At 62.7% G+C, this 26,049-nt stretch carries 22 protein-coding genes and 1 tRNA gene; 14 read left to right on the top strand and 9 right to left on the bottom strand.

Annotation, left to right across the window (positions count from 1 at the left end; all coding sequences use genetic code 11):
- Nucleotides 1-41: 41 nt before the first annotated feature.
- Nucleotides 42-938, bottom strand: a complete 897-nt coding sequence (locus PST29_RS17635) for a LysR family transcriptional regulator (RefSeq protein WP_060839780.1) — start codon at nt 936-938, stop codon at nt 42-44.
- A gap of 116 nt (nt 939-1,054) precedes the next feature.
- Between PST29_RS17635 and mdlC the strand changes: the two genes are divergently transcribed.
- From mdlC to PST29_RS17605, 6 genes are all read left to right on the top strand, one after another.
- On the top strand, nt 1,055-2,641 hold the full coding sequence (gene mdlC / locus PST29_RS17630; protein WP_060843885.1) for a benzoylformate decarboxylase: 1,587 nt from the start codon (nt 1,055-1,057) through the stop codon (nt 2,639-2,641).
- Nucleotides 2,642-2,723: 82 nt separating this feature from the next.
- The gene (locus tag PST29_RS17625) at nt 2,724-4,115 is read left to right on the top strand and encodes an MFS transporter (RefSeq protein WP_060843884.1); all 1,392 of its coding nucleotides are present in this window, start codon (nt 2,724-2,726) and stop codon (nt 4,113-4,115) included.
- Nucleotides 4,116-4,153: 38 nt separating this feature from the next.
- The gene (locus tag PST29_RS17620) at nt 4,154-5,077 is read left to right on the top strand and encodes a ketopantoate reductase family protein (RefSeq protein ID WP_060843883.1); all 924 of its coding nucleotides are present in this window, start codon (nt 4,154-4,156) and stop codon (nt 5,075-5,077) included.
- Between the two features lie 153 nt (nt 5,078-5,230).
- Nucleotides 5,231-6,706: an aldehyde dehydrogenase family protein gene (locus PST29_RS17615; protein WP_060843882.1), complete on the top strand. Its 1,476-nt coding sequence runs from the start codon at nt 5,231-5,233 to the stop codon at nt 6,704-6,706.
- 119 nt (nt 6,707-6,825) lie between these two features.
- Nucleotides 6,826-8,082, top strand: coding sequence for an OprD family porin (locus PST29_RS17610; protein ID WP_060839775.1), 1,257 nt, complete (start codon nt 6,826-6,828; stop codon nt 8,080-8,082).
- Nucleotides 8,083-8,313: 231 nt separating this feature from the next.
- Nucleotides 8,314-9,027, top strand: coding sequence for a GntR family transcriptional regulator (locus PST29_RS17605; protein ID WP_060843881.1), 714 nt, complete (start codon nt 8,314-8,316; stop codon nt 9,025-9,027).
- Between the two features lie 176 nt (nt 9,028-9,203).
- Here PST29_RS17605 and PST29_RS17600 read toward each other — a convergent pair whose 3' ends face one another.
- The 3 genes from PST29_RS17600 to PST29_RS17590 form a co-directional block, all read right to left on the bottom strand.
- Entirely contained in the window at nt 9,204-10,154 is a 951-nt protein-coding gene (locus tag PST29_RS17600) for a PDR/VanB family oxidoreductase (RefSeq protein ID WP_060843880.1), read from the bottom strand.
- Between the two features lie 59 nt (nt 10,155-10,213).
- Nucleotides 10,214-11,272, bottom strand: coding sequence for an aromatic ring-hydroxylating oxygenase subunit alpha (locus tag PST29_RS17595; protein WP_060843879.1), 1,059 nt, complete (start codon nt 11,270-11,272; stop codon nt 10,214-10,216).
- A 283-nt stretch (nt 11,273-11,555) separates the two neighbouring features.
- Nucleotides 11,556-12,704, bottom strand: coding sequence for a MalY/PatB family protein (locus PST29_RS17590; RefSeq protein ID WP_060843878.1), 1,149 nt, complete (start codon nt 12,702-12,704; stop codon nt 11,556-11,558).
- A gap of 363 nt (nt 12,705-13,067) precedes the next feature.
- Between PST29_RS17590 and PST29_RS17585 the strand changes: the two genes are divergently transcribed.
- From PST29_RS17585 to PST29_RS17575, 3 genes are all read left to right on the top strand, one after another.
- On the top strand, nt 13,068-14,315 hold the full coding sequence (locus PST29_RS17585; protein WP_060843877.1) for a pyruvate carboxyltransferase: 1,248 nt from the start codon (nt 13,068-13,070) through the stop codon (nt 14,313-14,315).
- On the top strand, nt 14,308-15,255 hold the full coding sequence (locus PST29_RS17580) for an AEC family transporter (RefSeq protein ID WP_082729269.1): 948 nt from the start codon (nt 14,308-14,310) through the stop codon (nt 15,253-15,255). The genes PST29_RS17585 and PST29_RS17580 overlap by 8 nt, the downstream gene beginning before the upstream one ends.
- 566 nt (nt 15,256-15,821) lie before the next feature.
- The gene (locus tag PST29_RS17575) at nt 15,822-16,862 is read left to right on the top strand and encodes an ABC transporter substrate-binding protein (RefSeq protein ID WP_060843876.1); all 1,041 of its coding nucleotides are present in this window, start codon (nt 15,822-15,824) and stop codon (nt 16,860-16,862) included.
- Between the two features lie 97 nt (nt 16,863-16,959).
- Here the strand turns inward: PST29_RS17575 and PST29_RS17570 are convergent, their stop codons facing one another.
- The 3 genes from PST29_RS17570 to PST29_RS17560 all read right to left on the bottom strand — a co-directional run bounded on the left by PST29_RS17570 (nt 16,960) and on the right by PST29_RS17560 (nt 20,484).
- Nucleotides 16,960-17,832: a helix-turn-helix transcriptional regulator gene (locus tag PST29_RS17570; RefSeq protein ID WP_060843875.1), complete on the bottom strand. Its 873-nt coding sequence runs from the start codon at nt 17,830-17,832 to the stop codon at nt 16,960-16,962.
- A gap of 77 nt (nt 17,833-17,909) precedes the next feature.
- The gene (locus tag PST29_RS17565) at nt 17,910-19,325 is read right to left on the bottom strand and encodes an aminotransferase (RefSeq protein WP_060843874.1); all 1,416 of its coding nucleotides are present in this window, start codon (nt 19,323-19,325) and stop codon (nt 17,910-17,912) included.
- A 58-nt stretch (nt 19,326-19,383) separates the two neighbouring features.
- Nucleotides 19,384-20,484 (bottom strand): extracellular solute-binding protein, encoded by a 1,101-nt coding sequence (locus PST29_RS17560; RefSeq protein WP_060843873.1) that lies wholly within the window; start codon nt 20,482-20,484, stop codon nt 19,384-19,386.
- Nucleotides 20,485-20,880: 396 nt separating this feature from the next.
- On the opposite strand from PST29_RS17560, the gene PST29_RS17555 reads away from it, so the two are divergent.
- Together PST29_RS17555 and PST29_RS17550 are read left to right on the top strand one after the other, a co-directional pair.
- A tRNA-Cys gene (locus tag PST29_RS17555) sits at nt 20,881-20,954 on the top strand.
- 323 nt (nt 20,955-21,277) lie between these two features.
- Nucleotides 21,278-21,703 carry a GNAT family N-acetyltransferase gene (locus PST29_RS17550; protein WP_060843872.1) on the top strand — a complete coding sequence of 142 codons (426 nt, stop codon included), beginning with the start codon at nt 21,278-21,280 and terminating at the stop codon, nt 21,701-21,703.
- A gap of 120 nt (nt 21,704-21,823) precedes the next feature.
- Here PST29_RS17550 and PST29_RS17545 read toward each other — a convergent pair whose 3' ends face one another.
- On the bottom strand, nt 21,824-22,888 hold the full coding sequence (locus PST29_RS17545; RefSeq protein ID WP_060843871.1) for a phage integrase: 1,065 nt from the start codon (nt 22,886-22,888) through the stop codon (nt 21,824-21,826).
- A 179-nt stretch (nt 22,889-23,067) separates the two neighbouring features.
- On the opposite strand from PST29_RS17545, the gene PST29_RS17540 reads away from it, so the two are divergent.
- The 3 genes from PST29_RS17540 to PST29_RS17530 all read left to right on the top strand — a co-directional run bounded on the left by PST29_RS17540 (nt 23,068) and on the right by PST29_RS17530 (nt 24,909).
- Nucleotides 23,068-23,427: a hypothetical protein gene (locus PST29_RS17540; RefSeq protein ID WP_060843870.1), complete on the top strand. Its 360-nt coding sequence runs from the start codon at nt 23,068-23,070 to the stop codon at nt 23,425-23,427.
- A 516-nt stretch (nt 23,428-23,943) separates the two neighbouring features.
- Nucleotides 23,944-24,507, top strand: coding sequence for a hypothetical protein (locus PST29_RS17535; RefSeq protein WP_060843869.1), 564 nt, complete (start codon nt 23,944-23,946; stop codon nt 24,505-24,507).
- Nucleotides 24,508-24,531: 24 nt separating this feature from the next.
- Complete coding sequence (locus tag PST29_RS17530) at nt 24,532-24,909, top strand: hypothetical protein (protein WP_060839488.1); 378 nt, start codon at nt 24,532-24,534, stop codon at nt 24,907-24,909.
- Between the two features lie 509 nt (nt 24,910-25,418).
- Here the strand turns inward: PST29_RS17530 and PST29_RS31125 are convergent.
- The gene (locus tag PST29_RS31125; protein WP_082729267.1) at nt 25,419-25,802 is read right to left on the bottom strand and encodes a TipAS antibiotic-recognition domain-containing protein; all 384 of its coding nucleotides are present in this window, start codon (nt 25,800-25,802) and stop codon (nt 25,419-25,421) included.
- Nucleotides 25,803-26,049: the final 247 nt, after the last annotated feature.

Below are 26,049 nucleotides of genomic sequence, written 5' to 3'. Positions count from 1 at the left end.
TGGCCTAGCCTGCGCAACCGGATGCGCCCGCGGGCGCCGCTTCACGCCTGGCCGTCGATGATCGCCGCGGCCACGGTCTGGCGGAACCAGGTCAGGGCGGCGGAGCTGTCGCTGTTGGGGTGCCAGTGCAGGGACACGTCGAACTCCCCCACTGGGAACGGCAGCTCCAGTTGCCGCAGGCCGCCTTCGAGGGTGAACAGGCGGGCGATCTGCGCCGGCAGCACCGCCAGCAGGTCGGTGCCGGGCAGGACCTTGGGCAGTACCGAGAAGTGCGGCACCTGCAGGCTGATGCGGCGCGTGGCGTTCATCTGCTTGAGCACGTCCTCGACGCTGCCGTGGCCGGTGGTGCGGGTCACGGCGATGTGCCGTTCGGCGAGGAACTGTTCCAGGCTCAGGTGTTCGCCGATGCGCGGGTGGCGGTCGCTGAGCAGGCACACGTAGCGCTCGCGGATCAGTACCTGGCTGCGGGTGCCGGTCAGGGGCTTGCGGCAGATCAGCGCGTCGACCTTGGCGCTGCCGAGCCATTCGCCGGCCTGGTCCACCTGCAGCGGCAGGACCTCGACTTCGGCCTCCGGGGCCTGCTGGTTCAGGCGCGCCAGGATCAGCGGCAGAAAGCCCATTTCGCCGAGATCGGAGAGGGCGATGCGAAAGCGTCGCTCGGTGGTCGCCGGGTCGAAGTGCCGGGTGCTGTGCACGGTGTTTTCGATCCGCGTCAGGGATTCGCGCAGGGGCGGGTACAGCTCATCGGCCAGTTGGCTGGGCTGGATGCCGTCGCGGCTGCGGCTGAACAGGCCGTCGTCGAACAGGTCCCGCAGCCGCGCCAGGGCGTAGCTGACCGAGGGCTGGGTGACGAACAGGCGCTCGGCGGCCAGGGTCACGCTGCGGGCTTCGTAGAGGGTGACGAAGGTACGGATCAGGTTCAGATCGATGTGGCTCATGCTGCCTCATGGATATAGATGGATCTTATTTTTAATAGAAATAGTATCGATTTGATCAATTTCATCGCGGCTGCAAGAGTAACTCAAATTCTAAAAAAGCAGCGGCAAAGGTCCCTATGAAAACCGTCCATAGCGCTTCCTACGACATCCTCCGGCAACACGGCCTGACCACGGTGTTCGGCAACCCGGGTTCCAACGAGTTGCCCTTTCTCAAGGGCTTTCCCGAAGACTTCCGCTACATCCTCGGCCTGCACGAAGGCGCGGTGGTCGGCATGGCCGACGGCTTCGCCCTGGCCAGCGGCCAGCCGGCGTTCGTCAACCTGCATGCGGCGGCCGGCACCGGCAACGGCATGGGCGCGCTGACCAATGCCTGGTACTCCCACAGCCCGCTGGTGATCACCGCCGGCCAGCAGGTGCGCTCGATGATCGGCGTCGAAGCCATGCTGGCCAATGTCGATGCCGCGCAGTTGCCCAAGCCCCTGGTCAAGTGGAGCCATGAACCGGCCTGCGCCGAGGATGTGCCCCGGGCCCTGAGCCAGGCCATCCACATGGCCAGCCAGGCGCCCAAGGGCCCGGTGTACCTGTCGATTCCCTATGACGACTGGGGCCGCGCCGCCCCGGCCGGGGTCGAGCACCTGGCCCGGCGCCAAGTGGCCACGGCCGGGCTGCCTTCGGCGGCGCAATTGCGCCAGCTGGTGCAGCGTCTGGTGGCGGCGCGCAACCCGGTGCTGGTGCTGGGGCCGGATGTGGACGGCAGCCAGAGCAACCACCTGGCGGTGCAACTGGCGGAAAGACTCGGCATGCCGGCCTGGGTCGCGCCGTCCGCGTCCCGCTGCCCGTTCCCGACCCGCCACCCGAGCTTTCGCGGGGTGCTGCCGGCGGCCATCGCCGGCATCAGCCGCTGCCTGGCGGAGCATGACCTGATCCTGGTGGTGGGGGCCCCGGTGTTCCGTTACCACCAGTTCGCCCCGGGGGACTACCTGCCCGAGGGTTGCGAGCTGCTGCACATCACCTGCGACCCCGGCGAAGCGGCACGCTCGCCCATGGGCGATGCGCTGGTAGGGGACATTGCCGAGACCTTGCAGGCCCTGGTCTGGGCGCTGCCGGAGTGCGACCGGCCGCAGCCGCCAGCCTTGCCGGCACCGGCGCCGGTCGAGGAAACCGGCGGCCTGCTGCGCCCGGAAACCGTGTTCGACGTGATCAGCGAGCTGGCGCCCAGGGATGCGATCTACGTCAAGGAATCCACCTCCACCGTCGGTGCCTTCTGGCAGCGGGTGGAGATGCGCGAGCCCGGCAGTTACTACTTTCCGGCGGCTGGCGGCCTAGGCTTCGGCCTGCCGGCGGCGGTGGGGGTGCAACTGGCCCGGCCCGAGCGGCGGGTGATCGGGATCATCGGCGACGGTTCGGCCAATTACGGCATCACCGCGCTGTGGACCGCCGCCCAGTACCAGATCCCGGTGGTGTTCATCATTCTCAAGAACGGCACCTACGGCGCCCTGCGCTGGTTCGCCGATGTGCTGCAGGTCAGCGATGCGCCGGGGCTGGACGTGCCGGGCCTGGACTTCTGCGCCATCGGCCGCGGCTACGGCGTGCACGCGGTGCAGGCCAACACCCGCGAAGCGTTTGCCGAGGCGTTTGCCGCGGCCCTGGCGGGCCAGCGCCCGGTACTGATCGAGGTGCCGACCCTGACCATCGAACCCTGAAGACAGCCTTGTCGCCGGGCCCGGTGCCCGGCCTTGCCCACCGCAGCTTGCGGACTCACCAGAAGAATAAAAAGAGGTGGATATGAACACGACTTCGGTCACAGCAGCGATAGACGATGCGCCCCAGTCGGCGCGTTGCGCTCCCTCCCATGCCGACATCGGCACCTTGCTCGACCAGGGCCCCTTCACCGGCATGCAGAAGCTGGTGGTGCTGTTGGCGGCGCTGTCCATCGTCATGGACGGCTTCGACGGTCAACTGATCGGCTTTGCCATTCCGCTGATGATCAAGGAATGGGGCATCACCCGCGAGGCGTTCGCCCCGGCGGTGGCCGCCGGGCTGATCGGCATGGGCATCGGCAGTGCCTGTGCCGGACTGTTCGCCGATCGTTTCGGCCGGCGCATGGCGGTCATCGCCAGCGTGTTCGTGTTTGGCGCGGCCACCTGCGCCATTGGCCTGGCGCCCAATGCGCTGGCGGTGGCGGTCCTGCGCTTCATCGCCGGCCTGGGCATCGGAGGCGCGCTGCCCAGCGCGACCACGGTGACGGCGGAGTTCACACCCGCGCGGCGGCGCACCCTGGCGGTGACCGCGACCATCGTCTGCGTGCCCCTGGGCGGGATGCTGGCGGGGCTGTTCGCCTCCCGGGTATTGCCGCTGTATGGCTGGCGCACCTTGTTCTTCATCGGTGGCAGCCTGCCCATGGTGCTCGCCCTGCTGTTGCTCGTGACCCTGCCGGAGTCGCCACGCTTTCTGGCGCGCCGACCGCAGCGCTGGGGGGAGTTGAGCGCGTTGCTGGGGCGCATGGGCCGGCCCATGGCCGCAGGGGTGAGCTACAGCGATGCCCTGGAGCAGAAGAGCGAGAAGCAGGGCGGTTTCCGCAGTCTGTTCGACCGGGGCTACGGGCGCGACACCCTGGCCCTCTGGGTGGCCTTCTTCATGTGCCTGACCGCGGTCTACAGCGCCTTCAGCTGGCTGCCGACCATGCTCCTGGCTGAAGGCCTGGAGCTGTCGGTGGCCGGTTCCGGGTTGACCGCCTACAACCTCGGCGGGGTCATCGGCGCGCTGGTCTGTGCGGTGGCCATCACCCGCTGGGGCTCGTTCTGGCCGTTGCTGATCTGTTGTGCCGGCGGCGCGGCCAGCGCCTTTGCCTTGCAGGGGGTGGATATCCATCAGCACACCGGCTTGCTGATCTTCGGCTTCGGCGTGCACGGCCTGTTCGTCAACGCGGTGCAGTCCACCATGTATGCGCTGTGTGCCTTTATCTACCCCACCGGCGTGCGCGCCACCGGCACCGCCTCGGCCCTGGCCTTCGGGCGCCTGGGAGCGATCCTCAGTGCCTTCGCCGGGGCCCTGGTGATCACCCGGGGCGGCGCCCAGGGCTACCTGACACTGCTGGGCGCGGTGATGCTCATGGCGCTGATCGCGCTGCTGATCGTGCGCCGGCACATTCCCCGGCGCCTGCCGGGCCAGTCATGAACGTGGCCCTTGAAAGGCTCATTCCATCAGGAGGTTCGATGAACATCACCATTCTCGGCGCGGGCGCCATGGGTTCGCTGTTTGGCGGCCTGCTGGCCGAAAGCGGGCAGCAGGTGACGCTGCTGGACATCAACGACGCGCATCTGGCGGCCATCCAGCGCGACGGCCTGTTGCTGACCACCGACCACGGCGAGCGGCGCATCCGGGGCTTGAACGCCTGCCGCCCGGAACAGGCCAGCGGGCACCCGGACCTGCTGCTGGTCTTCACCAAGACCCTGCACACCGACAGTGCCTTGCGCAGCGTTGCCGGGCATATCACCCGGCACACCCGGGTGCTGACCCTGCAGAACGGCCTGGGCAATGCCGAAGCGGTGTCGCGCCACGTGGCCGCGCAGCAGGTGCTGATCGGCATGACCAACTGGCCCGCCGACCTGCTCGGGCCGGGGCAGGTGCATTCCCATGGCCAGGGCATGGTCCGGGTGCTGGCCCTCGACGAGGGTGAGCGCCAGGCCAGCGCTGAAGTGGCGGCGGTACTGGATGCGGCCGGGCTGAGTTGCGCGGTGGACCCCGAGGTGTGGACGTCGATCTGGGAGAAGGTCGCCTTCAACGCGGCGCTGAACAGCCTGTGCGCGGCCACCGGCTGCACCGTCGGCCATTTGGACGCGGCGCCGGAAGGCGTGGCGCTGGCCCGGGCCATCGTCATGGAGGTGGTGGCCGTGGCCGGTGCCCAGGGCATAGTGCTGGATGCCCAGCGCTGCCTGGACAGCGTGGCCTTTGCCATGGCCAACCACCGCAGCCACAAGCCCTCGATGCTGCAGGACGTGCTGGCCGGACGGCCCACGGAGATCGGCGCGATCAACGGCCAGGTAGTGGCCCGGGCGCGGCAGGCGGGAGTGGCGGTGCCCCACACCGAAACCCTGCTCGGCCTGCTGCGGCTGATCGAGCAACGCGCCGCCTTGTAGGCGCCGGCTTGCCGGCGAACAGGGCCTTGGGTCTTGTGTGCTTGTTGCGGGCGTCTTCGCTGGCAAGCCAGCTCCTACACAAGCCCGCCCCATACAAGCCCGCTTTTGGGTGACACATCGGTTTATGAATGCTGTTTCTTGAGGAGATTGTTCATGAGTGAATCCAACGCGGTCTATCGCGATCTGCATCTGCAACCCATCGCCGGGCAGTGGCGCGCCGGTGCCGCCGGCAAGACCCTGGCGGTGACCAACCCCTACGATGGCGCGCTGTTGCTGGAAGTGGCCCAGGCCAACCGCAGCGACCTGGATGCGGCCTATGCCAGGGCCGCCCAGGTGCAGCCGCAATGGGCGGCCCTGGGCCCGTCGCAGCGTGCGGCGGTGCTGCACCGGGCGGTGGCGATCTTCGACCGGCGCCAGGAGGAAATCGTCGACTGGATCATCCGCGAATCCGGCAGTACGCGGATCAAGGCCCTGGCCGAGTGGGGCGCGGCGCGGGCCATTACCCTGGAGTCGGCGTCGTTCCCGGCGCGGGTCCATGGGCGGATTGTCGAGTCCGATGTACCGGGCAAGGAAAGCCGGGTGTACCGCAGCGCCCTGGGGGTGGTGGGGGTGATCAGCCCGTGGAACTTTCCGCTGCACCTGACCCAGCGTTCCATCGCTCCGGCCCTGGCCCTGGGCAACGCGGTGGTGGTCAAGCCGGCCAGCGATACCCCGGTGTGCGGCGGCCTGCTGCTGGCGAGGATCTTCGAGGAAGCGGGGCTGCCCGCCGGGGTGTTCAGCGTGGTGGTGGGGGCTGGCAGCGAGATTGGCGATGCCTTTGTCGAGCACCCGGTGCCGGCGCTGATCACCTTTACCGGCTCGACCCCGGTGGGGCGCGGTATCGGCCGCATCGCCAGTGGGGGCGAGCATCTCAAGCACGTGGCCCTGGAGCTGGGGGGCAACAGCCCGTTCGTGGTGCTCGACGATGCCGACCTGGAGCAGGCGGTGAACGCCGCGGTGTTCGGCAAGTTCCTGCACCAGGGGCAGATCTGCATGGCGATCAACCGGATCATCGTCGATGAGCGGCTTTACGAGGCCTTTGCCCAGCGTTTCGTGGCCCGGGTCAAGCAACTCAAGGTGGGGGATCCGCAATCGCTGGAGACGGTGATCGGCCCGGTGATCAATGCCCGCCAGTTGCAGGGCCTGCAGGACAAGATCGCCCTGGCCCGGGAGCAGGGCGCCGAGCCGCTGTACGAGGGCGGGGTGAACGGCAATCTGCTGGCGCCCCATGTCTACGGCGAGGTGCGGGCCGACATGGACCTGGCGCGCAATGAGATCTTCGGCCCGCTGGTGGGGCTGCTGCGCGCTCGGGATGAAGCCCATGCCCTGGAGCTGGCCAATGCCAGCGAGTTCGGCCTGTCCAGCGCGGTGTTCACCCGCAGCCTGGAGCGCGGGGTGAACTTCGCCCGCCAGGTGCGCGCGGGCATGACCCATATCAACGATGTGCCGGTGAACGATGAGGCCAACGCGCCGTTCGGTGGCGAGAAGAACTCCGGGCTGGGGCGCTTCAACGGCGACTGGGCGATCGATGAGTTCACCCGCGACCACTGGATCAGCGTGCAACACCGGCCGCGTCAGTATCCCTTCTGACGGGCTGACCTGAACAACCCCGGCCGCCCTGGCCGGGTTTTTGAGCATCCGTGAATGGACGGGCCGTCACGGGCCTGTCGGGGCACGGCTGCGTCCATGAAAAACGGAGAACAATAATAATGAACACCCGTCATCCGATGCTTTGCCGTTCCCTGGTCGGGGCTTGTCTGTCAGCGGGCCTGTGTGCCCCTTCCTGGGCTGGCGAGGACAGCGGTTTCTTCGAGGGGAGCAAGACCGACCTGCTGCTGCGCAACTACTACTTCAACCGGGATTTTCGCGACCACGACGCGCCCAAGGGGCAGATCGAGGAGTGGGCCCAGGGCTTCATCCTCAAGTTCAGCTCCGGCTACACCCCGGGCACCGTGGGTGTTGGCCTGGATGCCATCGGCCTGTTCGGCCTCAAGCTCGACAGCAGCCGCCGGGTCAGCGGTTCGGAGTTGCTGCCGGTGCACGACGACGGCCGCGCGGCGGACAATTTCGGCCGCGCCGGGGCAGCGTTGAAGGCGCGGATTTCCGCCACCGAGTTCAAGCTCGGCGAACTGCTGCCGGACGTGCCGCTGCTGCGCTATGACGATGGCCGCCTGCTGCCGCAGACCTTTCGCGGGGCCATGCTGGTGTCCCGCGAGATCGACGGCCTGGGCCTGCAGGCCGGGCAGTACCGGGCGGTGAGCCTGCGCAACTCGTCGGACATGCAGGACCTTTCGGCCTGGGCCGCGCCGGGGGTGAAGTCCGATGGCTTCAACTACGTGGGCGCCGACTACCGCTTCAACCAGCAACGCACCCTGTTCGGCGCCTGGCATTCGCAACTGCAGGACATCTACCGCCAGAGCTATTTCAACCTGCAGCACAAACAGCCGCTGGGCGACTGGGTGCTGGGGGGCAACCTGGGCTACTTCATCGACCGCGACGATGGCAGCGCGCGCATCGGCCGGGTCGACAGCCACACCGCCTATGGCCTGTTTTCCGCCGCGCGGGCCGGGCACACGCTGTACCTGGGGGTGCAGAAGGTCAGCGGCGACAGCCCCTGGATGTCGGTCTATGGCAGCAGCGGCCGGACCCTGGGCAACGACATGTTCAACGGCAATTTCAGCAACGCCGGCGAGCGTTCCTGGCAGCTGCGCTACGACTATGACTTTGCCGCTTCCGGGGTTCCCGGACTGCTGGCCATGGTGCGTTACGGGCGTGGCGACAACGCCACCACCAAGGCCGGCAAGGACGGCCATGAGTGGGAGCGTGATACCGAGATCGGCTACACCCTGCAGAGCGGCACCTTGAAGAACCTCAGCCTGCGGCTGAACAACGCCACCAATCGGCGCAGCTTCAACAGCGACTTCGACCAGACCCGGCTGATCGTCAGCTACCCCTTGTCACTCTGAAAACCCTGTAGCCGCTGCCGCAGGCTGCGAACGCTCTGGGCGGCACTTCGTCGCAGGAGGCGCGGCGGTTTCGAAGGCGCTGCAGGTTCGGCGGGAGAACGCCAGGCAAGGTCCTGCGGACCTTTGCGCAGCTTCGCGGGTTCAGCAGCGGCTACAGGTATTGTCGGGGGGCGTGTTGTGGCGGGCCTTGCGTTACTATGGCCGCCCACCTTTTTTAAGGAAGCTGCCCGGATGAGCAAACCCGGTCAAACGGTGCTGGTCGCGCTGCGCAAGATGATCGCCTCGGGCGAGCTGGCGGCAGGCGAGCGCTTGATGGAAGTGCCTACCGCCGAGCGCTTCGGGGTGTCACGCATGCCGGTGCGCATGGCGTTTCGCACCCTGGAGCAGGAAGGCCTCTTGGTGCGTTTCGGCGGTCGCGGTTTTCAGGTGCGGTCGGTCAGCGCCGAGGACATTGCCGGGGCGGTGGAGGTGCGCGGGGTGCTGGAAGGCCTGGCGGCGCGCCAGACCGCCGAGCGCGGGCTGTCGGCCGAGGGCCGGGCGATTCTCGAACGTTGCCTGGTCGAGGGCGATGCGCTGTTCGACAAGGGTTATGTCAACGAGGAAGACCTGGAGGTCTACCACGATCTCAACATGCGGTTTCACCAGGTGATCGTGGCGGGCAGCGGCAACCCGGCGATCGCCGATGCCCTGGCGCGCAACGACCATCTGCCGTTCGCCTCGGTCACCGCCCTGGCGGTGGATCGCCAGGACATGGCCCGGGAATACCGGCGCTTCAACTACGCCCACATGCAGCATCATTCGGTGTTCGACGCCCTGGTCAATGGCCAGGGCGCGCGGGCCGAAGCGCTGATGCGCGAGCATGCCAACGCCACCTTGCGCTACGCCGAGATCTTCGGCTCGGCCGTGGCCGATGAGCGCATGAAGCTGATCCTGCCCTTGCCGTGAGGCGCAAGGCTCTGTACGAGCAGTTTTGAGACGAAGTTCAGGCAAGGCGAAAACGGTCGAGGAGCGGCCGGGGTCGCGTCCGACGTTACGGGGTGTCAATGAGCATTCCGATCGGACTCGCGCACAAGACCGTTTTCAACGCAGCATCACCGAGTATCGAGGCTTTCGTGCAACGCCTAGAGATCCAGCACCAGTAACGGGGTCTTGGCGCGGGAACAGCAGGGCGTGAACTGATCGTTGCACGCCTGTTCTTCCTCGGTGAGGAACAGGTCGCGGTGCTCCGGCACCCCCTCCAGCACCCGGGTCAGGCAGGTGCCGCAGATCCCTTGTTCACAGGAAATCGCCACTTCGATGCCCTGGTCCTGCAGCACCTGGACCACGCTGCGATCGGCCGGCACCTGGAACACCTGGCCGCTGCTGGCCAGCTTGACCGCGAAGCTGCCGTCGCTGCCGTGGTCCACGGGCGCGGCGCTGAAGTACTCGCGGTGCAGGCATTGTTCCTTCCAGCCCAGGGCCCTGGCGCTGTCCAGCACGTGTTGCATGAACCCGCCGGGGCCGCAGACGTACAGGTGCAGATCATCCTGCGGCGCGGCCAGGGCGTGCGCGATATCCAGGGCCGTCTCGGGCTGTTCGTCGAAATGCAGGCTGACCCGCTCGGCGAAAGGCGATTGCCGCAGGCGCGGGACAAAGGCCGCGCGCTCGGCGGAACGGGCGCAGTAGTGCAGCTGGAAATCCGCGCCGCCGTGGGCCAGGTGCTCGGCCATGCTGAGGATCGGGGTAATGCCGATGCCGCCGGCGAACAGCAGGCTGCGCCGCGCGCCGGGGGCCAGGGCAAACAGGTTGCGCGGCTGGCTGATGCGCAGGCGCGTGCCCACTTCCAGCTCTTGGTGCAGGCTGCTTGAGCCGCCTCGCGAGGCCGGATCCTTGAGCACCCCGATCACGTAGCGGTGGCGTTCTTCGGGGTGGTTGCACAGTGAATATTGGCGCACCAGGCCGTTGGCCAGATGCACGTCGATATGGGCGCCGGCGCTGAAGGCGGGCAGGGGGCTTGCGTCGGCCGCGGCCAGTTCGAAGCTGCAGATGTCCAGGGCTTCGTTGTGGCGCGCGACCACCAGTACGTCGATCATTGTCGGTCCTCGCCAGTGGCCGCATCCGGGCCGGCTGGCTGTCGGGGGCGGAGAAGGGCTTAACGGCTTGCCGCGATCAGTGCTTCCCGGGGCTCGCGCTCCTGGGCGATCAGGCGTTCCAGTACCCGTCGCGACTGCACGCCGCCGGCGTCGATGTTCAGCTTGAGCAGGCTGCGCTGGGGCTGGGCGAGCAGGTTCTGCTGCTGGCGTTCGAGCATCTCCAGGTCTTCGCTGAAGATCTTGCCCTGGCCTTCGCGGATGCTGGCGGTGAGGGCCCGGTCCTGAGGGTTGAAGTTGCGCGCCATGCCCCAGAAGTACCAGATCGAGGTGTCGCTTTCGGGGGTGATGAAATCCACCACGATGCTCGATGCCTTGAATGCCGCCGGGGCGTCGTAGCCGCCGTGGCCGGCGTGGGCCACGCCGACTTCGATCAGCACATGGCTGGGCGGGCTGAAGCGGCAGATCTGCCAGCGGTCCACCGGCACGTCGTCGGCCAGCTGGTTGCCGCGCAGGGCCATGCGCCAGAACGGCGGCGGCATGACGTTGTGCATATGGCGGGCGGTGACCACCTGATCGCCGTCCACGGTGGTCTGTGGCGGCGCCTCGTCGATCTCCTTCTGGCCGATGCTGGAGGCGTGGACGTAGGTTTCGTGGGTCAGGTCCATCAGGTTGTCGATCATCAGCCGGTAGTCGCACTGGATGTGGAACAACCCGCCGCCATAGGCCCACTGTTCGTTGTCGGCCCATTCCAGGTGATGGATCAGCGCCGGATCGGCCAGGCTCTGGTCGCCGGGCCAGACCCAGATGAAGCCGTAGCGCTCGACCGCGGCGAAGGTCTTGTTGCAGGGGAAGCCGCGTACCCGCTGGCCGGGCATGTCCACGGTCTTGCCGTCGCAGCCCATCACCAGGCCGTGGTAGCCACACACCAGGTTGCCGTTCTCGACATAGCCCAGCGACAGCGGGGCGCCGCGATGGGGGCAGAAATCCTCGACGGCGGCTACCCGGCCTTCGTGGGCGCGGTAGAACACCATTCGTTCGCCGCAGATCTGCCGGCCCAGGGGCTTGCCCTGCAATTCATCGGGGGTGCAGGCAACGTACCAGGCATTCTTGGGGTACATGACGTCTCTCCAGGCGTTTGTTGTTTTTATTTAATGGATCCATTAAAGGGTTCGTGCTCTGGGAGTGTCAAATGAATGCGCGGATTTTCTGTTCGATAATCGGCTATTTTTGAGATTTTAGAGGTTTGTGGATCCATTGGTGTGATTTTTGTGGATCCATTGGGCGCGTGTCAGCGCACCGCCCGGGGCAGGGCGGGGGCGTGGCTGCGGGGGCCGGCCAGGAGGGCGCAGCGCCAGGGGCGGGAACCTGGCGGCTGCGCTGCGGGGTGGGTTTGTGCGGCGATCAGCGCCGTTGCAGGCTGTCCTGCAGGCGCTGGATGCCTTCTTCGAGCATGGCCCGCGGGCAGCCGAAGTTCAGGCGCACGAATTGCCCGCAGTCGTCGCCGAACTCCAGCCCGGCGCTGAGGCCGACCTTGGCCTCCTTGAGGAAGAAGGCGTAGGGATCGGCAAGGCCCAGGGCGCTGCAATCGAGCCAGGCCAGATACGTGCCCTGGGGCGCGTGCATGCGGATGCCCGGCAGGCGGGTCTGCACCGCGTGCAGCAGGTAGTCGCGGTTGGCTTGCAGGTAGCCGAGTAGCGCCTGCAGCCAGGGGCCGCCGTGGGTCAGGGCGGCCAGGGTCGCCTCCAGGCCCAGGGGGCTGACGCTGTCCACCATGCCGGCGCGGGCGTTGTTGAAGGCCAGGCGGGTGGCCGGGTCCTGGACGATGGCGAAGCAGGTCTTCATCCCGGCGATGTTGTAGGCCTTGCTGGCCGACATCAGGGTGATGGTGCGGCGGGCGATTTCCGGGCTCAGGGACGCGGTGGGAATGTGCCGGCGGCCGTCGAAGCACAGTTCGGCATGGATCTCGTCGGAGATGATCAGTGCGCCCTGATCCAGGCAGGCGTTGGCCACCGATTGCAGTTCGTCCCGGGGGAAAACCTTGCCCAGCGGGTTGTGCGGGTTGCTCAGGAGCATCGCCCCGGCGCCTTGCAGGGCCTGGCGCAGTGCATCCATGGGGGTGGCATAGGTGCCTTGCTCGGTGAGCTGGAACGGCACTTCGACCTTGTCCAGGCCCCAGTTGCCCGGGGCCAGGCGCAGCGGGCGATAGTTGGGAGTCTGCAGCACCACCGATTGCCCGGGCTTGACGAAGGCGTGCAGGGCCATGTTGAAGCCGGGCTCGACCCCGGGCAGGAAGATCAGTTCGTCGGGCTGCACGCGCCAGGCGTACTTGTCCCGGAGGTCGGCGACCACCGCGTCGCGCAATTCGTCGCGGGCCACGCTGTAGCCCAGCAGCGGATGCTCCAGGCGCTGGCGCAGGGCCTGGAGGATGCCGTCGGCCACTGCGAAGTCCATGTCGGCCACCCACATCGGCAGGACATCTTCGGGGTAGCGGCTCCATTTGGTGCTGCCGGTGCCATGGCGGGGGTGCAGGGTATCGAAATCGAAGCTCATGAACGGCTCTCGTCGCCTGGGGAAGGTAGCGCAGATTCTAGCGCTTGCGCAGGCATCCGGCAGGGAATACCGGGGTGGGCCGTTGGCCGGCATGCCGGTCGCCCACGGCGGTCGCAAGCGTTTGTGGCGAGCGCGGTGCGGCTTCAACAAGCCCTGACGCCTGCTTATTTAAATAGGGAGATTTGGAGTGCGAATGTTTCGGTTCAGGGCGTTTTTTTTGAGCCGTATTTGTGCTGTTTTTTTAAGGTATTTCTTAGGTCGGGTTTTGACTCGCTGTTATATGGTGTGGCGGTTGTTGCAAGTCTTGTGTGCCAAGCAAAACAGTGTGGGCTGCGAAAAAAACCAATAAAAAGGAGCAGGGCGATGAAACTTGAAAATGGAATTCGCTACCGTGATTTTTCCGTCCCCTATCTGGTGGATGAAACACTTCGGGAGGGGATTGAACGCACAGCCTTTCCCATCACGCTGGACGCCAAGTTATCCATCCTCAAGTCCATGGTCGAGGCCGGACTGCGGGATTTCGTGGTGGGTTGCGGACCGGAGGAACCGCTGGTCTGGGATCGCCTGCATCGGGCACGGCAAGCCGGCGAATTGCCGGCCGATACCCAGGCCACGTTCATCGTCCTGTTGAACTGCTGGGAAACCGCCTTGGCTTATTTCAAGGCCCGGGCCCATCGACGTGAATGGATTGCCGACACCGTCTTCAGCTTCGGCATGATCACCTACCGGCAGAGCGACCGTGAGTTCGAGCGCGCAATCCGGGCGTTTCGCGACCTCGGCGCCGTCAAGTTCAAGGCCAGCGTGCTCAACAACTTCCGCAATGGAGTGTGCGAGCAGCGTTATGCCGAGATCTGCCGGCAGATCGACTGGGCCGTCAACCTGGGCGTGGACATCATCCGCATCAACGACTCCGTGGGTTCGCTGCAACCCCATGTGACCCGCTGGCTGTGCTCCAAGCTGGTGGCGGATTACCCCCGCCTGGTGTTCTGCCTGCATGCCCATAACGACAACGGGCTGGCCCTGGCCAATACCATGCAGGCGATTCAATGCGGTTTTCAGATGGTTGAAGGGGCCCTGGCCGGATTTGGCAACCGCTCCGGAATTGCACCGCTGGAGCAAGTTGTGAAGTTGTGTCGGGACAACAATATACAGTTGGGCGCGCAGCCGCTGGATCTGGACAAGTTGATCGGTGCCGCCCGTTACTGTGAGGAAAAGTTGTTGCAGTTGCCCGGTGTCTATCGTCCGGTCAGTGGCAAGTTTGAAACACTCTCCAATTATGGCGTCTTGAATATTCCGGACTTTCTGGAAACTCAGGATGAGAAGGCTTACTTCGTCAATTATGTGGGCTTGCATCCGCAGACCATCCGTCAGGCCCTGGCCGATTATTCATCGCTGAGCACTCAGGTGGCCGAGATTGCCGATGAGGAGCTGTGGCCAATCGTCGAGAGTCTGAAGGAGGAAATGCGGGCCTCGATGCCGGACATCGAGGTCCGTTATCAGTACGCGATGGCCGGGGTGATGGAGTTCTATCGCTCCTGCACCTACAGCCCGATGCACCTGGCCCGTTATGCCGAGCGCCAGCTTCTTCAGGAGCAACCGGCCCATGGATAAGGTCTTTACGGTGGTGGTGCCGCTGTTTGCGATGATTTTTGCCGGCTACTGGATAGTGCGGCTGGAGGTGATCGGCAAGGAAACGGTCAAGGGCCTGGTGGGGGTGGTGTTCTGGTTGTTCCTGCCGTGCTTCATCTTTATCAAGACCCTCGGCACCCGGGACCATGGCGAGCTGGATTGGGCCTTGCTCGGCGCCTATTACCTGGCCTGCCTGGTGACCTTCATGATCGCCGCCGTGGGCGGGCGGCTGATCTGGGGCGGCAACGCGCGGGTGGCCGGCCTGCGCGGGCTGTCGTCCATCTCCGGGGTGTTGGGGTATATGGGGTTGCCCTTGATGGTCATGGCGTTTGGCGATGAAGCGGCGCTGCCCACGCTGATGATCACCATGGCCGACAACCTGGTGATCCTGGCGGGGGGCGCCCTGATCATGGAACTCACCGAGCCGCGCGAGGCCCGGGACAAGCCGGATCTGGGCCGTGTGTTGCTGACCACCGGCAAGTCGATCATCAGCAACCCGCTGATTCTGGCGGTGGCCCTGGCGGCGCTGTGCATTGCCTTGCAGTGGCGCTTGCCCGGTCCGCTGCAGATCTTCGCCACGCAGATGACCAACGCCACCGGCCCCCTGGCGCTGGTGGCCCTGGGTGCTGCCTTTGCCGTGCACCGCCAGCAGAACCTGATCAAGGGCGACTCCCTGGCCCTGGCGCTGTTGAAGGTGGTGGTGCTGCCGGTGCTGGTGTTTGTGTCCGCCCGCTATGTGTTCGGCCTCGGCGATTTCCTGGTCAAGATCGCGGTGATCATGGCGGCGCTGCCAGTGGCGGTGAACGTCTTTATCCTGGCCTCGCGTTACAAGACTTACGAGATCGAGGTGTCCAGCAGCATGCTGCTCTCGGCAGTGATGGGCATCGGGGTGATCTCGGGGTTGCTGGTCGTGCTGGATTGAGCTGCGGCGCCCTTGACCCATGAGTTGTCAAAACGCCCCGCCCGGGTGATGCCCTGGCGGGGTTTCTGTTGTTGCTCCGGCGGACTTGCTTGTCCGTCCAGGCGCGCCGCTCGGTGCGCGCATTCCCTTCGTCGATCTCGGGCCGAGTCTGCCGTCTAGGCAGCTTTTCCCTTGCCTGTGCCTCAGAAAAACCTCGTTTCGCAATGCCTCGGGTTGGGCAAACAATAAACCCCTGCATGAGCCTGCCCGACTGCCCGGGACGTTGTTGCGATGCACTGCCGATCGATTTGTTCTTCCTACAAAAACAACAGGGAGCAAGCGATGAACCGCCATTCAAGCAAGACCGCGTCCGGCGACCCCGGACAGGTCGCCAATACATCAAGCGAACGGGGCCACAGAGCCCGCAACGGTAACCATCCGGCTGCGCAACCAAGGCTGCGCCGGTTCGTGTACCGCTGACCAAGACTCGTCGTGCCTGGTGCTGTACCGCCCGTGAATACGGTCGCTTCCAGGCTCCTGCTGTGCAGGTTCGTGCGGGCGAGCCGGCTTTCTTGAGGAAGGGTTTCATGTCCAACACCTTGCGTTGCGGCGTTGCATTGTCGTGGCTTGTGCTATGTGCCGGGGCTTCGGCCCAGGCGCAGAACCTCACGGTCATTTCCTTTGGCGGGGCCACCAAGCAGGCCCAGGAAAAGGCCTATTTCCAGCCATTCAACCAGAGCGGGGCGGGCCGAGTGGTGGCCGGCGAGTACAACGGTGAACTGTCGAAGATCAAGGCCATGGTCGATGTCGGCAAGACCAGCTGGGACGTGGTCGAAGTGGAAAGTCCGGAACTGTTGCGCGGCTGCGACGAGGGCCTGTTCGAGCCTTTGGACCTGTCGCGTTTTGGTGATCCGGCGCAGTTCGTTCCAGGCACCCTGAGCGAGTGCGGTGTGGCGACCTATGTCTGGTCGATGGTCATGGCTTTCGCCCCGCAGAAGCTGGCCAAGGCCCCGGGCTCCTGGGCGGACTTCTGGAACCTCAAGGACTTCCCTGGCAAGCGCGGCTTGCGCAAGAGCGCCAAGTACACCCTGGAGATCGCCCTGCTGGCGGACGGCGTCGCCCCCGAGCAGCTGTACCAGGTGCTCGGTACTGCGCAAGGGGTGACCCGGGCCTTCGCCAAACTGGATCAGATCAAGCCCTTTATCCAGTGGTGGGAAGCCGGAGCCCAGCCGCCCCAATGGCTGGTGGCCGGCGATGTGGTGATGAGCGCGGCCTATAACGGACGCATTGCCATGGCTCAGAAGGAGGGCATGCAGTTGAGCATTCTCTGGCCTCAGAGCCTGTACGACCCGGAGTACTGGGCCGTGGTCAAAGGTTCGCCGAACAAGGCCCTGGCCGAGGATTTCATCCTGTTCGCCAGTCAGCCCCAGGCGCAGAAGGTGTTCTCGCAGAACATTCCCTACGGCCCGGTCCACCGTCAGGCCTTGCCGCTGTTGCCTGAAGCGGTGCAGCAGCAATTGCCGACCTATGAAGCCAACCTGAAAGGCGCGCGAGCGGTGGATGCGGCCTTCTGGGTCGACCATGGCGAGGAGTTGGAGCAGCGCTTCAACGCCTGGGCCGCGCGCTGACGGCATCCCCCCGCCGCCTTGAAAAACGCCGTGTTCACCCCGTGGACACGGCGTTCTCGTTGTGGGGCATCAGCAGCACACTCACTCCCGTGGTGCTTCAGCCGGCGGCGGGGGGCTGGGTCAGCCAGTCGATAAACAGTGAAAACAGCTCGGCCTGGGAGCTGATGGCCAGTTTGGTGTAGAGATTCTTGCGGTGCATGCGCACGGTTTCCGGAGAGATCTGCAGCACCTTGGCGGTGGATTTCACCGAGTGGCCGCGCAGGATCAGGTGGGCAATCTCCCGCTCGCGGACCGTCAGCAGCGGATGGCCGAAACTCATGAAGGCAGCTTCGATCTGCTGGTTGAGGTTGGCCGGTGCCCGGGTTGGCAACCGATCGACCGGGGCCTGGCGCAGCAGTTGCTGCAGGCCGCCGGCAGTGCCGAAACGGCGCAACAGTTCGCGCACCAGCGGCTCCACGGCCCTTAGCAGGGCCAGGGGCGCGCTGGCGAATCGTGCGCCGCTCAGGCCCTGGAACATGCACAGGGAAATCTTGCTCTGGGGGTCGAGGTCGACGATGTAGTAGCTGTCCTCGGCACCCCCTGTCTTGAGGTAGTAGGTCTTGTAGTACTGGCTGCTGAAGAAGTCGTCCGGGGCGATTTCCGAGAGGTGGTAGAAGCCTTCCGCCAGGCCGTTTTCCACGGCTAGGCAAAAGGGATCCAGCAGGTAGCCCCGGGAGAAGTAGCGGTTGATGATCTCGTCGCGGTATTCGCCGACTATGCCTTGTTCGTGCAGCAACTGCGGTGGCAGGCCTTTGCGCTCCAGGCTGATCATCATGGATTCGATCGGGGTCAGGGCGTTCAGCGCTGCTGCCAGGCGGGGCAGGAATGCATCGTCGTCCACCGCCTGGAAAGCTTCGGCCAGGCCGGCATGCCAGGTCTGCAGGGCCTGGAGGGACGGAAGGGCGGAGGAGGTATCGGCAGGTGCGCTCATGCCCGGCAGTTTAACCGCCGGGCGCAGGCCGGGTAAGAACCCGCGACAGGGCGCCGGGGGCATCGGTTGCAAGCGCGTCACCCCAGGTACTGACCGTCGCGACGCAGCTCGGCGGCGGCCTCCAGAATGCACTCGCGCAGGGTGTCGACGATCTGGTCGATCTGCTGGCGGTTGATGATCAGCGGCGGCGACATGACGTTGAGGTGGCCGATCGGGCGCACCAGCAAGCCCTTGGCCTGGGCCCGCAGGTGGATGCGCTCGGCGATGTTCAGGGCTTCCGGCAGCAGCGCCTTGCTCTGCTTGTCCGCAACGAATTCGACACAGGCCATCAGTCGCATGCAACGCACATTGCCCACCAGGGGCAATTCGGCCAGGGTCTGCAGGCGCTGCTCCATATAGCGCCCGACATCCTCGACATGGGCCAGCAGGTTCTCCCGTTCGATGATCTCGATGTTCTTCAGTGCTGCGACGCAGCTCACCGGGTGCCCGCTGTAGGTGAAGCCGTGGGTGAAGCATCGCCCCTTGCCCGGCTCGCCGATCACCTGCCAGATGCGCTCGGAAAACAGGCAGGCCCCCAGGGGCAGGTAGCCCGACGTCAGGCCCTTGGCGGTGGTGATGATGTCCGGCTGCATGCCGAACACCTCCTGCGAGGCGAAGAAGGTGCCCAGACGTCCGAATGAGGTCACCACTTCGTCAGCCACATACAGCAGGTCGTAGCGCTGGCAGATTTCCCACATGCGCCGGTGATAACCCTCGGGCGGAATGATCACCCCACCGGAGCCCATGATGGGTTCGGCGAAGAACGCTGCCACCTTGTCCGGGCCGATGGTGAGGATCTTGTCCTCGAACTCGGCCACCAGGAAATCGAGGAAATCCGCCTCGCTCATCCCGGCCGGGGCGCGGTAGTAGTTGGGGCAGGAGATGTGGTGGAACAGATCACTCATGAAGTCGAATTCGGGAGCGCGGTCGGCGGCCTTGTTACCGATGGACATGGTGAGGAAGGTGGAGCCGTGGTAGGCGTTGATCCGTGAGATCACATGCTTTTTCTCATGCTTGCCGCGACTGTTCTGATAGAACTGCACCAGGCGGTAGGCCGTATCCACCGCGGTGGAGCCTCCGGTGGTGAGGAACACGTGATTCAGGTCGCCCGGCGCCAGGCTGGCGAGTTTTTCACAGAGCTGGATGGCGCTGACGTTGGCCATGTCGCAGAACGGATTGGAGTAGGCCAGTTGCCGCACCTGATCGGCGATGGCCTCGGCCATTTCCTCGCGTCCCAGGCCGATGTTGGTGCACCACATGCCACCGACCGCATCCAGGTAGCGCCGGCCGGCGGTGTCATAGATGTAGGCGCCTTCACCGGCGGCGATGTTCAGCGAACCCTGCTCGCGGTGTTCATCGAACATGTGGAAACCGTGCATGTAATGCGCCTTGTCGGCGGCCACCAGCTTTGGCTCGTCGAACTGCTGGAAGAAGGTTGCGGATTGGATAGCCATGGGCTTCACCTCGGGTCAAAGCGTTGCGTGGACAGCGTGTGGGATCCGCACCGCCGGATCACTTGCCGATCTTCACCATGTTCCAGGTGCGGGTGATCAGGCGGGTACTGGCGGGTGACTGGATGGTCTGGGTGAACAGGCGCTCGCGGGTCTGGGCATCGGGGTAGATCGCCGGGTTGTCGCGCACTTCGGCGCTGAGCAGCGGCGTGGCCTTGAGGTTGGCATTGGCATAGCGGATGTAGTCGCTGACCTCGGCCATGACCTGGGGCTGCAACAGGTACTCGATAAAGGCGTGGGCATTGGCCGCATTCGGGGCGTCGGCGGGAATGTAGAAGTCGTCGAACCAGATCAGCGAACCTTCCCTGGGAATGAAGTAGTCGAGCTTGACCGGTGCTCCGGCTTCATTGGCGCGGGCCTGGGCCGTGGCGTAGTCGCCGGACCAGGTGGCACTCAGGCACAGCTCGCCATTGGCCAGGCCGTTGAGGTAGCTGGTGGAGTCGAACTTGCGGATGTAGGGGCGCACGGCCATCAAGGCATCCTGCGCGGCCTTGAGATCGGCGGGCTCGGCGCTGTTGGGATTGCGCCCCAGCCAGGCCAGGACCAGCGGCAGGATATCGGTGGGCGAGTCCTGCAGAGTCACTCCGCAGTCGGCGAAGCGCGACACTACCTTGGGGTCGAACAGCATCGCCAGGGAACCGATGGGCGCATCCGGCATCCGCTCGCGGATCTTGTCGACGTTGTAGGTCACGCCATTGCTGCCCCAGGTGTAGGGCGCCGAATACTGCACGCCCGCGTCGTAGTTCTCCAGGCTTTTGAGCACCAGGGGGTCGAGATTGTGCCAGCTGGGCAGCAACTGCTTGTTCAACGGCTGGAACACCCGCGCCTTGATCAAGGGCGGCACCAGCGCGGCGTTGAGCACCACCAGGTCATAGCCGGAGCGCCCCGGAAGCAGCTTGCCCTGCACGGTCTCGTAGGAGTCGAAGGTGTCGTAGATCACCCTGATCCCGCTGGCCTTCTCGAAGCCGGCGAGGGTGTGCTCACCGATGTAGTCCGACCAGTTGTACAGGCGCAAGGTCTTGTCCGCGGACTCCTGGGCCTGCCCCCCGACTGCCGCCACCGCCAGAACCACGCCAAATACCGCAGGGAATGCTATGCGCATGCTGGAATTCCGCCTTGAACCTGATGGAAGGAGCCCGGGTCGAGCCGTTGGCGCTACTGTCCGCGAGCGGCCGGACACACGCCATAACCCGATCGGGTAGGTGGCAGGGTGCGAAAAGAGCAGCGAGCAATCCGCCGTCATCTGTGCAATCATCCAGCGCCGTTGCCCACTCCGACACGGATTTGCAGTTGCCCGGAAACCTGTAGAAACAGCCCGGCAGAAAAAATATCGAATAGGAGTTGCCAGGAATGGAAAACATGTCCATAATTGCGACCATTCCTCAGCGAGGAAACGGAAAAACTCTTTAAAAATCAAAGAGTTGCGAGATGAGGTTGATCTCGAAAGCCGTTCCAGTTTGTACGTGTTCAGTGTTGTTTTACGGTACTGGACACTTGGGGCCGAGTAGCAAAATGGTTATGCAGCGGATTGCAAATCCGCCTACGCCGGTTCGATTCCGACCTCGGCCTCCACCCTTGAAAACCCCGTAGATTAACGTCTACGGGGTTTTTTATTGCCTGGGATTTGGGCAATCGCTTCCGCAAGTTTCTGGATCGCTTCCGCAAGCAGCCTGCTTTTGGCATCGAGCTGAGAGAGATTTCACCGGTTTGTTATGAATTGCTTCGCTCCCTTGTCGTAGCTGCATTCAGATTCGGTTCTTGGGAGTGACAGCTTTCGGCCAAGAGCAGCCGTCCAGCCCATAAAAAACGGACGATGATGCATTTACTTATTCGCCAGGGGGGACAGAAATGGGCTACCTTGTTGACCCATTTACTCACGGCTCAGGGAGAGCGACATGTCTGTAGAGATCCAGCTTTCGGAAAATGCGACTGAAGCAGAGCGGTTAGGAATTTTGACTCCATTACTGGCCCATAATCTGGCTAACGGTGGGGACGACGCCCATGAAACATTTGCCCTGTTGCTACGAGATCCTGACAGTAACGAAGTTATAGGCGGGCTGTACGGCAAGGTCTCATATCGATGGCTGCTTATCGATCTTGTCAGCGTTCCCGAGTCGATGCGTGGCCAAGGGATCGGAGAACGGCTAATGCGCATGGCCGAAGATATCGCTCAGAAAAAGAAATGCACTGGTATCTGGCTTGAGACCTTCAGCTTTCAGGCACCAGGCTTTTATCAAAAACTGGGCTACTCCGAATTCGGACGCCTGGCAGACTATCCGCCGGGACATACCCGGCTCTATTACCAGAAGTCGTTGTGCTGACAACGTTTTGATCTTGGCCCGATAGCTGCTTCATAGCAGACCACAATCGGCCAATTTCAGCCCGTTACGAGAGACAGCTATTGGCCGTATGCTGCCGATCATGATGTTGGCAGCGTACGATTATTTTGTAGGTTTAACGATCTCTCCAACTCGTCTATAGACCTTCTTGGTCATCTCCTCAGTTGAGTGCCCCAGCAACCGGCTAGCATGCGTCAGCTCAATCTCACTAGCTGCCTTCGGCCGAATGTCCTTGAACTGAAACTGCCGAATGCTGACTGCTAGTGGTGGATCACCATCGGCCGCTGCCTTGATGGCAGCCTTTTCCCGCGCATCGTCCCAGCGGTTGCGTAGCATCTGCTGGCTCATTCGTAGCCCTGAAGCGTTGGTGATCAGCGTCGATGTCCTGATGCCATTGATGGCCCTGCGCTCCTGTAGATCCTCGATAAAGGCACTCAACCCGGACTGGACGCCTTCTTCCTCCAGGCGCAGGCGTAGGCGCTTTTCTGTCTTGCCCTGGCCTATCAGTAAGAATCCATTGTTCAGGTCGGTGGCGGCTATCTTGAGCACGTCTGCGGGGCGTTGTCCGGTCAGGTAGGCTAGGTCCATCGCGTCCTTGAGTTCCTGCGCCGCCTCGGCGTACACCGCATTCCATACGGTCTCGCCGGCGTAGTAGTCCCTGGGCTTTTCCTTGTTGCGGCGAACGCCGAAGCACGGGTTGGCTTTGTCGGTCAGGCCCCACTCTCGGGCAATGGTGAACGCGTGAGAGAGCAGGGCGATTTCTCGATTGGCCCGGACCTTGGCGGTTCTGGCATCGCGGTATTGGGCGATCACCTGGGGGGTGATCGATTCGATAGGCGCGTTTTCAAAGGCTCTCCTGAGTTGCTTGAGTTCCTTGTGGTTATCCGACTGGGTGCGGATTGATTTGCCGGGGATGATCTCCTTTTCGTACCGGTCGAAGACGTAGCTCATCAGGTGGTTGGGCTTGGGTGGCGCTCTGCGTTCCAGCCTGGCCCATTCCACCTTGGCCTGATCGAGGTCGGTGCCGAGCGGGATCTCCTTGCGTTTGCCGGCGGCGTCCCTGCCGTCGTAGTAGTACGCCGTCCAGATCTGGCCGTTCTTGCCCTTTCTAATACGGCGCACCATGCGCGGCGGCAGGTCGCGGTTGGCTGTGGTTCTCTTGCGCACGGGTCAGCTCACATTCGCGAGGTTGAGTGACCAAGTTTCAGTCTCGGCATTAGAGGCCGAGGGTTTAACGCCAGCTACGTGACGAGATCTTCTAAGCAACTTCGAAGAGTGTGCAGCTCGGACACCGTCGATGTTGGTTAGAATGGCGTGTTGAAGTCTATTGCTCGCAAGGGAACCCCATGAGCACTGAAAAGCCAGAGCTTTTGTTCGTCCTTCAAAGGTTTCTAGATAATATTTATGAGAGGGCTTCGAGAAGCCAGAGTGTTCTACTCAAAAGAAATCATGGCCACTACACATATGCGAATGAAAGACTCTTCGTCTACGTGACGATCTTCCCTAAAGAGGTTGAGCTTGTTTTTGAGAGTCAGCAGGTAGGTGACGGAGTTTTTAGTATTGCTTTGGATATGTGCATGTCCAGTGGAGAAGTATTGGCTGGCGATCTGTTGTCTCTGAATGGGAGATGCGAGGAGATCAGCGCCGTATTGGCTTCGCAAGAAGACAGGGTGTTGGCCCAGTTGTTAAAGTGCTTGGACAACTGAGTCTCTTTTCAAAAGAGTGGACGCCGCAGGCGTTCCGGTTTGCCGGTTCGCGAGCGTCAAGTTTATGCAGTGGCTGCTCCTGGCCTAAAGCGCCGCTCATGACTGACCTCTTTTGAGCATTCGACGCCCCTAGGAAATCAGTTCCCCAATCAAATTCATGACCCGCATAGGCCGTGGGTTGCAGCCTTTCTAGGTGATGGCACTTGCGGAACGGATTTGTAACTAACTAGTTGAAATTATGAAGTGTTGTCTGGATTGCAAGTCCGCCTACGCTGGTTCGATTCCGACCTCGGCCTCCCCTTGAAAACCCCGTAGATTAACGTCTACGGGTTTTTTATTGCCTGGGATTTTTTTTTGGGGGGGGCTCCGCAGTTTTTCGAATCGCTTCCGCAACTCCAGGGGCTTGCGACCGCCGTTTTCGTCAAAGGCATAGGACGGATGTGCTAGATAGCCCTTTGCTACATGTTCAGGGTGCGAAGCTATCGCCTTCAAAAATAACGGCAAAGGACCGCCCCCATGATCGCTTTTGCAAGGCAGCTTTTGCCTGCCGCATTACTGTGTAGTGCCCTCGCTGCCCAGGCGAGTGAAGTGCTGAAGGGCGACTACTGGGTCGTTCATTACCAGGGTGTCTTGGGCAAGAATCAGGTGTTCATCGCCGACGGCGACCCCACTCACATCATCAATCGTCCAGGTGGCGCGAAATCATTGGGTGTCTATCAACTTTACGAAGAGCCCGGCAAACCCAACTTCACCGCTTACGATGTCGAAATCGATTGTGCGAAGAACCGCGTGCGCATCATGGGTGCGGCGGATTTTCGCAGCGTGTTCAATGATTTTCGCAATGTGAAGTATTCCAGCCAGTGGCAGAGCAAACCTGACGCCTGGCTTGCACAAAGCCGTGACTTTGTCTGTAGGCCGACTGAACGCCAGGCCAAGAAGATGGAGCACTTGGGTGTGATGCCCGCGTCGCAAATGAGCAAGGCAGGGCCGCAGTTCTTCGAGATATTGAACCGCGAGGCGGCCAAGGCGGCCATCATGCAGAAGATAGATGAAGGTTTCGCGCAGATGTCTGCCAAGTAACGCGACCGTCAGGGAGAAGACCTTATGAACCGATTGTTTATGTTGGCCCTGCTCGCCACCTTGCTCAGTGGCTGCGCATCATTGTCGGCCAGCAGCGCCTGGAAAGATCGTCCGGTGGGCGAACTGATCGACTTCTTCGGCGTGCCAAGGCAGATCATGGTGGCGCCGAAGGAAGACATGGTCGTGCTCAGATATGTACGTGACAGTAGCTATGTCTCACGTGAAGCAGCGGGTACTTACACGGGGCCGCAGAACGGGCAACTTGTGCACGCAGAATACTGGGAAGACGTGCAGCACTCAGGCAGTTGCGAAATCAATGTGTTCGTCAACAGAGCACGACTGGTGGAGAAGGTGAGAACTAAAGGGCGTTGTGTAGCGGTCCAGATGACGCCGGCAGGGTAGGAATGGCCACTGGCGAGGATGGATTCCGATTAGTATTTCAACTATTAGTGACGCCAATCAGGCTCAGCGGCTCGTACGAATAAGTACGCTGGCACCGTCCAAACCTCCGGACTCGCTGCACCAGCTCCGCCCTTAGACTTTCGGATGCAACTTGGGGCACCAAACCATGCTGCGATGTGCTCCTCGGGGACATTTGGATCCCCTTCAATACCGACCACGACCGCAAGAAGGCCGTCTAGCTCGACTAAGTCACCACGTTGCCAATTTGTCATGCGCAGCCCCTTTGAAGGTTTTCGATTTTCAAGTCAGCTCGTTCGTCGGAATCGCGACACTCACCACAACTCAAGTCGGGAATGGCTGCCACCACCCTGCGATTCCGTCTTTTTCTTCTTCTGCTTAATTTTTGCTAAAGCATTGATATTTTTGCCTATAAAGCTATGAATTATAAGAATTATTTTTTGTGCTATCCATCAACTGCCGGGTTGGGTGGCTGAGTCTGCTACCCGTTGCTATAGATTGCGACTTGCATAGTAAAAAATAGCTTCACTCAGAAAGTCGACCATCTTTGGATGGTAGGCGTTATGAAATACCTTCATGTCGGGGTTGTCTCTATAGAACAAAGCCATCCCAATGTATGCCTTTTGAGAAGGAAGATAGAAGCGTGAGGCGATCGAATAGTGACGCGTTATGATTGCTTGAACTTCGGGCGATGCTGGAAACGAGCTATCTATCAGAGGGGTTAATTCCTTGTACAAGACATCCCAATCAATATGAGTTCGTGTTTTATCAACGTGTGACCAATTTTTCGTCTCGGCAAGGGACTTTGTTTGCTCTACCGTCAGTGCTTGTCGACATTGTTCGAGATATTCAGAGGCTGAATCTTGAAGAGTCATGGGGCTGCTCGTTTGGATAGAAAAATTGTTGTGTGCAACGGTGTAGGTTGATTATGACGCCCAACTACAAGTAGGTGACACATGTGGTGTAATTTTTTGCGCTGGTTGTGTCGCACAACGACCCTTGCCGCTCTGTAAGCGATTATCTAGCCTGCGCTTAATATCTAGATTGCGACATGACTCAGGATGCAAAGCGATGCTGATGACAAAACTGCTTGGTTAAGTGCACGAGCAAATTTACTTCTCC

The sequence above is a fragment of the Pseudomonas sp. St29 genome, from assembly GCF_001547915.1.
Taxonomy (GTDB): domain Bacteria; phylum Pseudomonadota; class Gammaproteobacteria; order Pseudomonadales; family Pseudomonadaceae; genus Aquipseudomonas.
This window is presented reverse-complemented; position numbering and strand designations above follow the sequence as displayed.

Coding starts and splice junctions, on each gene's coding strand:
- PST29_RS17615 (WP_060843882.1), top strand. CDS start 5,231: ATGAGTGAATCCAACGCGGTCTATCGCGATCTGCATCTGCAACCCATC.
- mdlC (WP_060843885.1), top strand. CDS start 1,055: ATGAAAACCGTCCATAGCGCTTCCTACGACATCCTCCGGCAACACGGC.
- PST29_RS17585 (WP_060843877.1), top strand. CDS start 13,068: ATGAAACTTGAAAATGGAATTCGCTACCGTGATTTTTCCGTCCCCTAT.
- PST29_RS17560 (WP_060843873.1), bottom strand. CDS start 20,484: ATGCGCATAGCATTCCCTGCGGTATTTGGCGTGGTTCTGGCGGTGGCG.
- PST29_RS17535 (WP_060843869.1), top strand. CDS start 23,944: ATGATCGCTTTTGCAAGGCAGCTTTTGCCTGCCGCATTACTGTGTAGT.
- PST29_RS17575 (WP_060843876.1), top strand. CDS start 15,822: ATGTCCAACACCTTGCGTTGCGGCGTTGCATTGTCGTGGCTTGTGCTA.
- PST29_RS31125 (WP_082729267.1), bottom strand. CDS start 25,802: ATGACTCTTCAAGATTCAGCCTCTGAATATCTCGAACAATGTCGACAA.
- PST29_RS17540 (WP_060843870.1), top strand. CDS start 23,068: ATGAGCACTGAAAAGCCAGAGCTTTTGTTCGTCCTTCAAAGGTTTCTA.
- PST29_RS17530 (WP_060839488.1), top strand. CDS start 24,532: ATGAACCGATTGTTTATGTTGGCCCTGCTCGCCACCTTGCTCAGTGGC.
- PST29_RS17590 (WP_060843878.1), bottom strand. CDS start 12,704: ATGAGCTTCGATTTCGATACCCTGCACCCCCGCCATGGCACCGGCAGC.
- PST29_RS17605 (WP_060843881.1), top strand. CDS start 8,314: ATGAGCAAACCCGGTCAAACGGTGCTGGTCGCGCTGCGCAAGATGATC.
- PST29_RS17635 (WP_060839780.1), bottom strand. CDS start 938: ATGAGCCACATCGATCTGAACCTGATCCGTACCTTCGTCACCCTCTAC.
- PST29_RS17550 (WP_060843872.1), top strand. CDS start 21,278: ATGTCTGTAGAGATCCAGCTTTCGGAAAATGCGACTGAAGCAGAGCGG.
- PST29_RS17625 (WP_060843884.1), top strand. CDS start 2,724: ATGAACACGACTTCGGTCACAGCAGCGATAGACGATGCGCCCCAGTCG.
- PST29_RS17580 (WP_082729269.1), top strand. CDS start 14,308: ATGGATAAGGTCTTTACGGTGGTGGTGCCGCTGTTTGCGATGATTTTT.
- PST29_RS17570 (WP_060843875.1), bottom strand. CDS start 17,832: ATGAGCGCACCTGCCGATACCTCCTCCGCCCTTCCGTCCCTCCAGGCC.
- PST29_RS17620 (WP_060843883.1), top strand. CDS start 4,154: ATGAACATCACCATTCTCGGCGCGGGCGCCATGGGTTCGCTGTTTGGC.
- PST29_RS17600 (WP_060843880.1), bottom strand. CDS start 10,154: ATGATCGACGTACTGGTGGTCGCGCGCCACAACGAAGCCCTGGACATC.
- PST29_RS17565 (WP_060843874.1), bottom strand. CDS start 19,325: ATGGCTATCCAATCCGCAACCTTCTTCCAGCAGTTCGACGAGCCAAAG.
- PST29_RS17595 (WP_060843879.1), bottom strand. CDS start 11,272: ATGTACCCCAAGAATGCCTGGTACGTTGCCTGCACCCCCGATGAATTG.
- PST29_RS17610 (WP_060839775.1), top strand. CDS start 6,826: ATGAACACCCGTCATCCGATGCTTTGCCGTTCCCTGGTCGGGGCTTGT.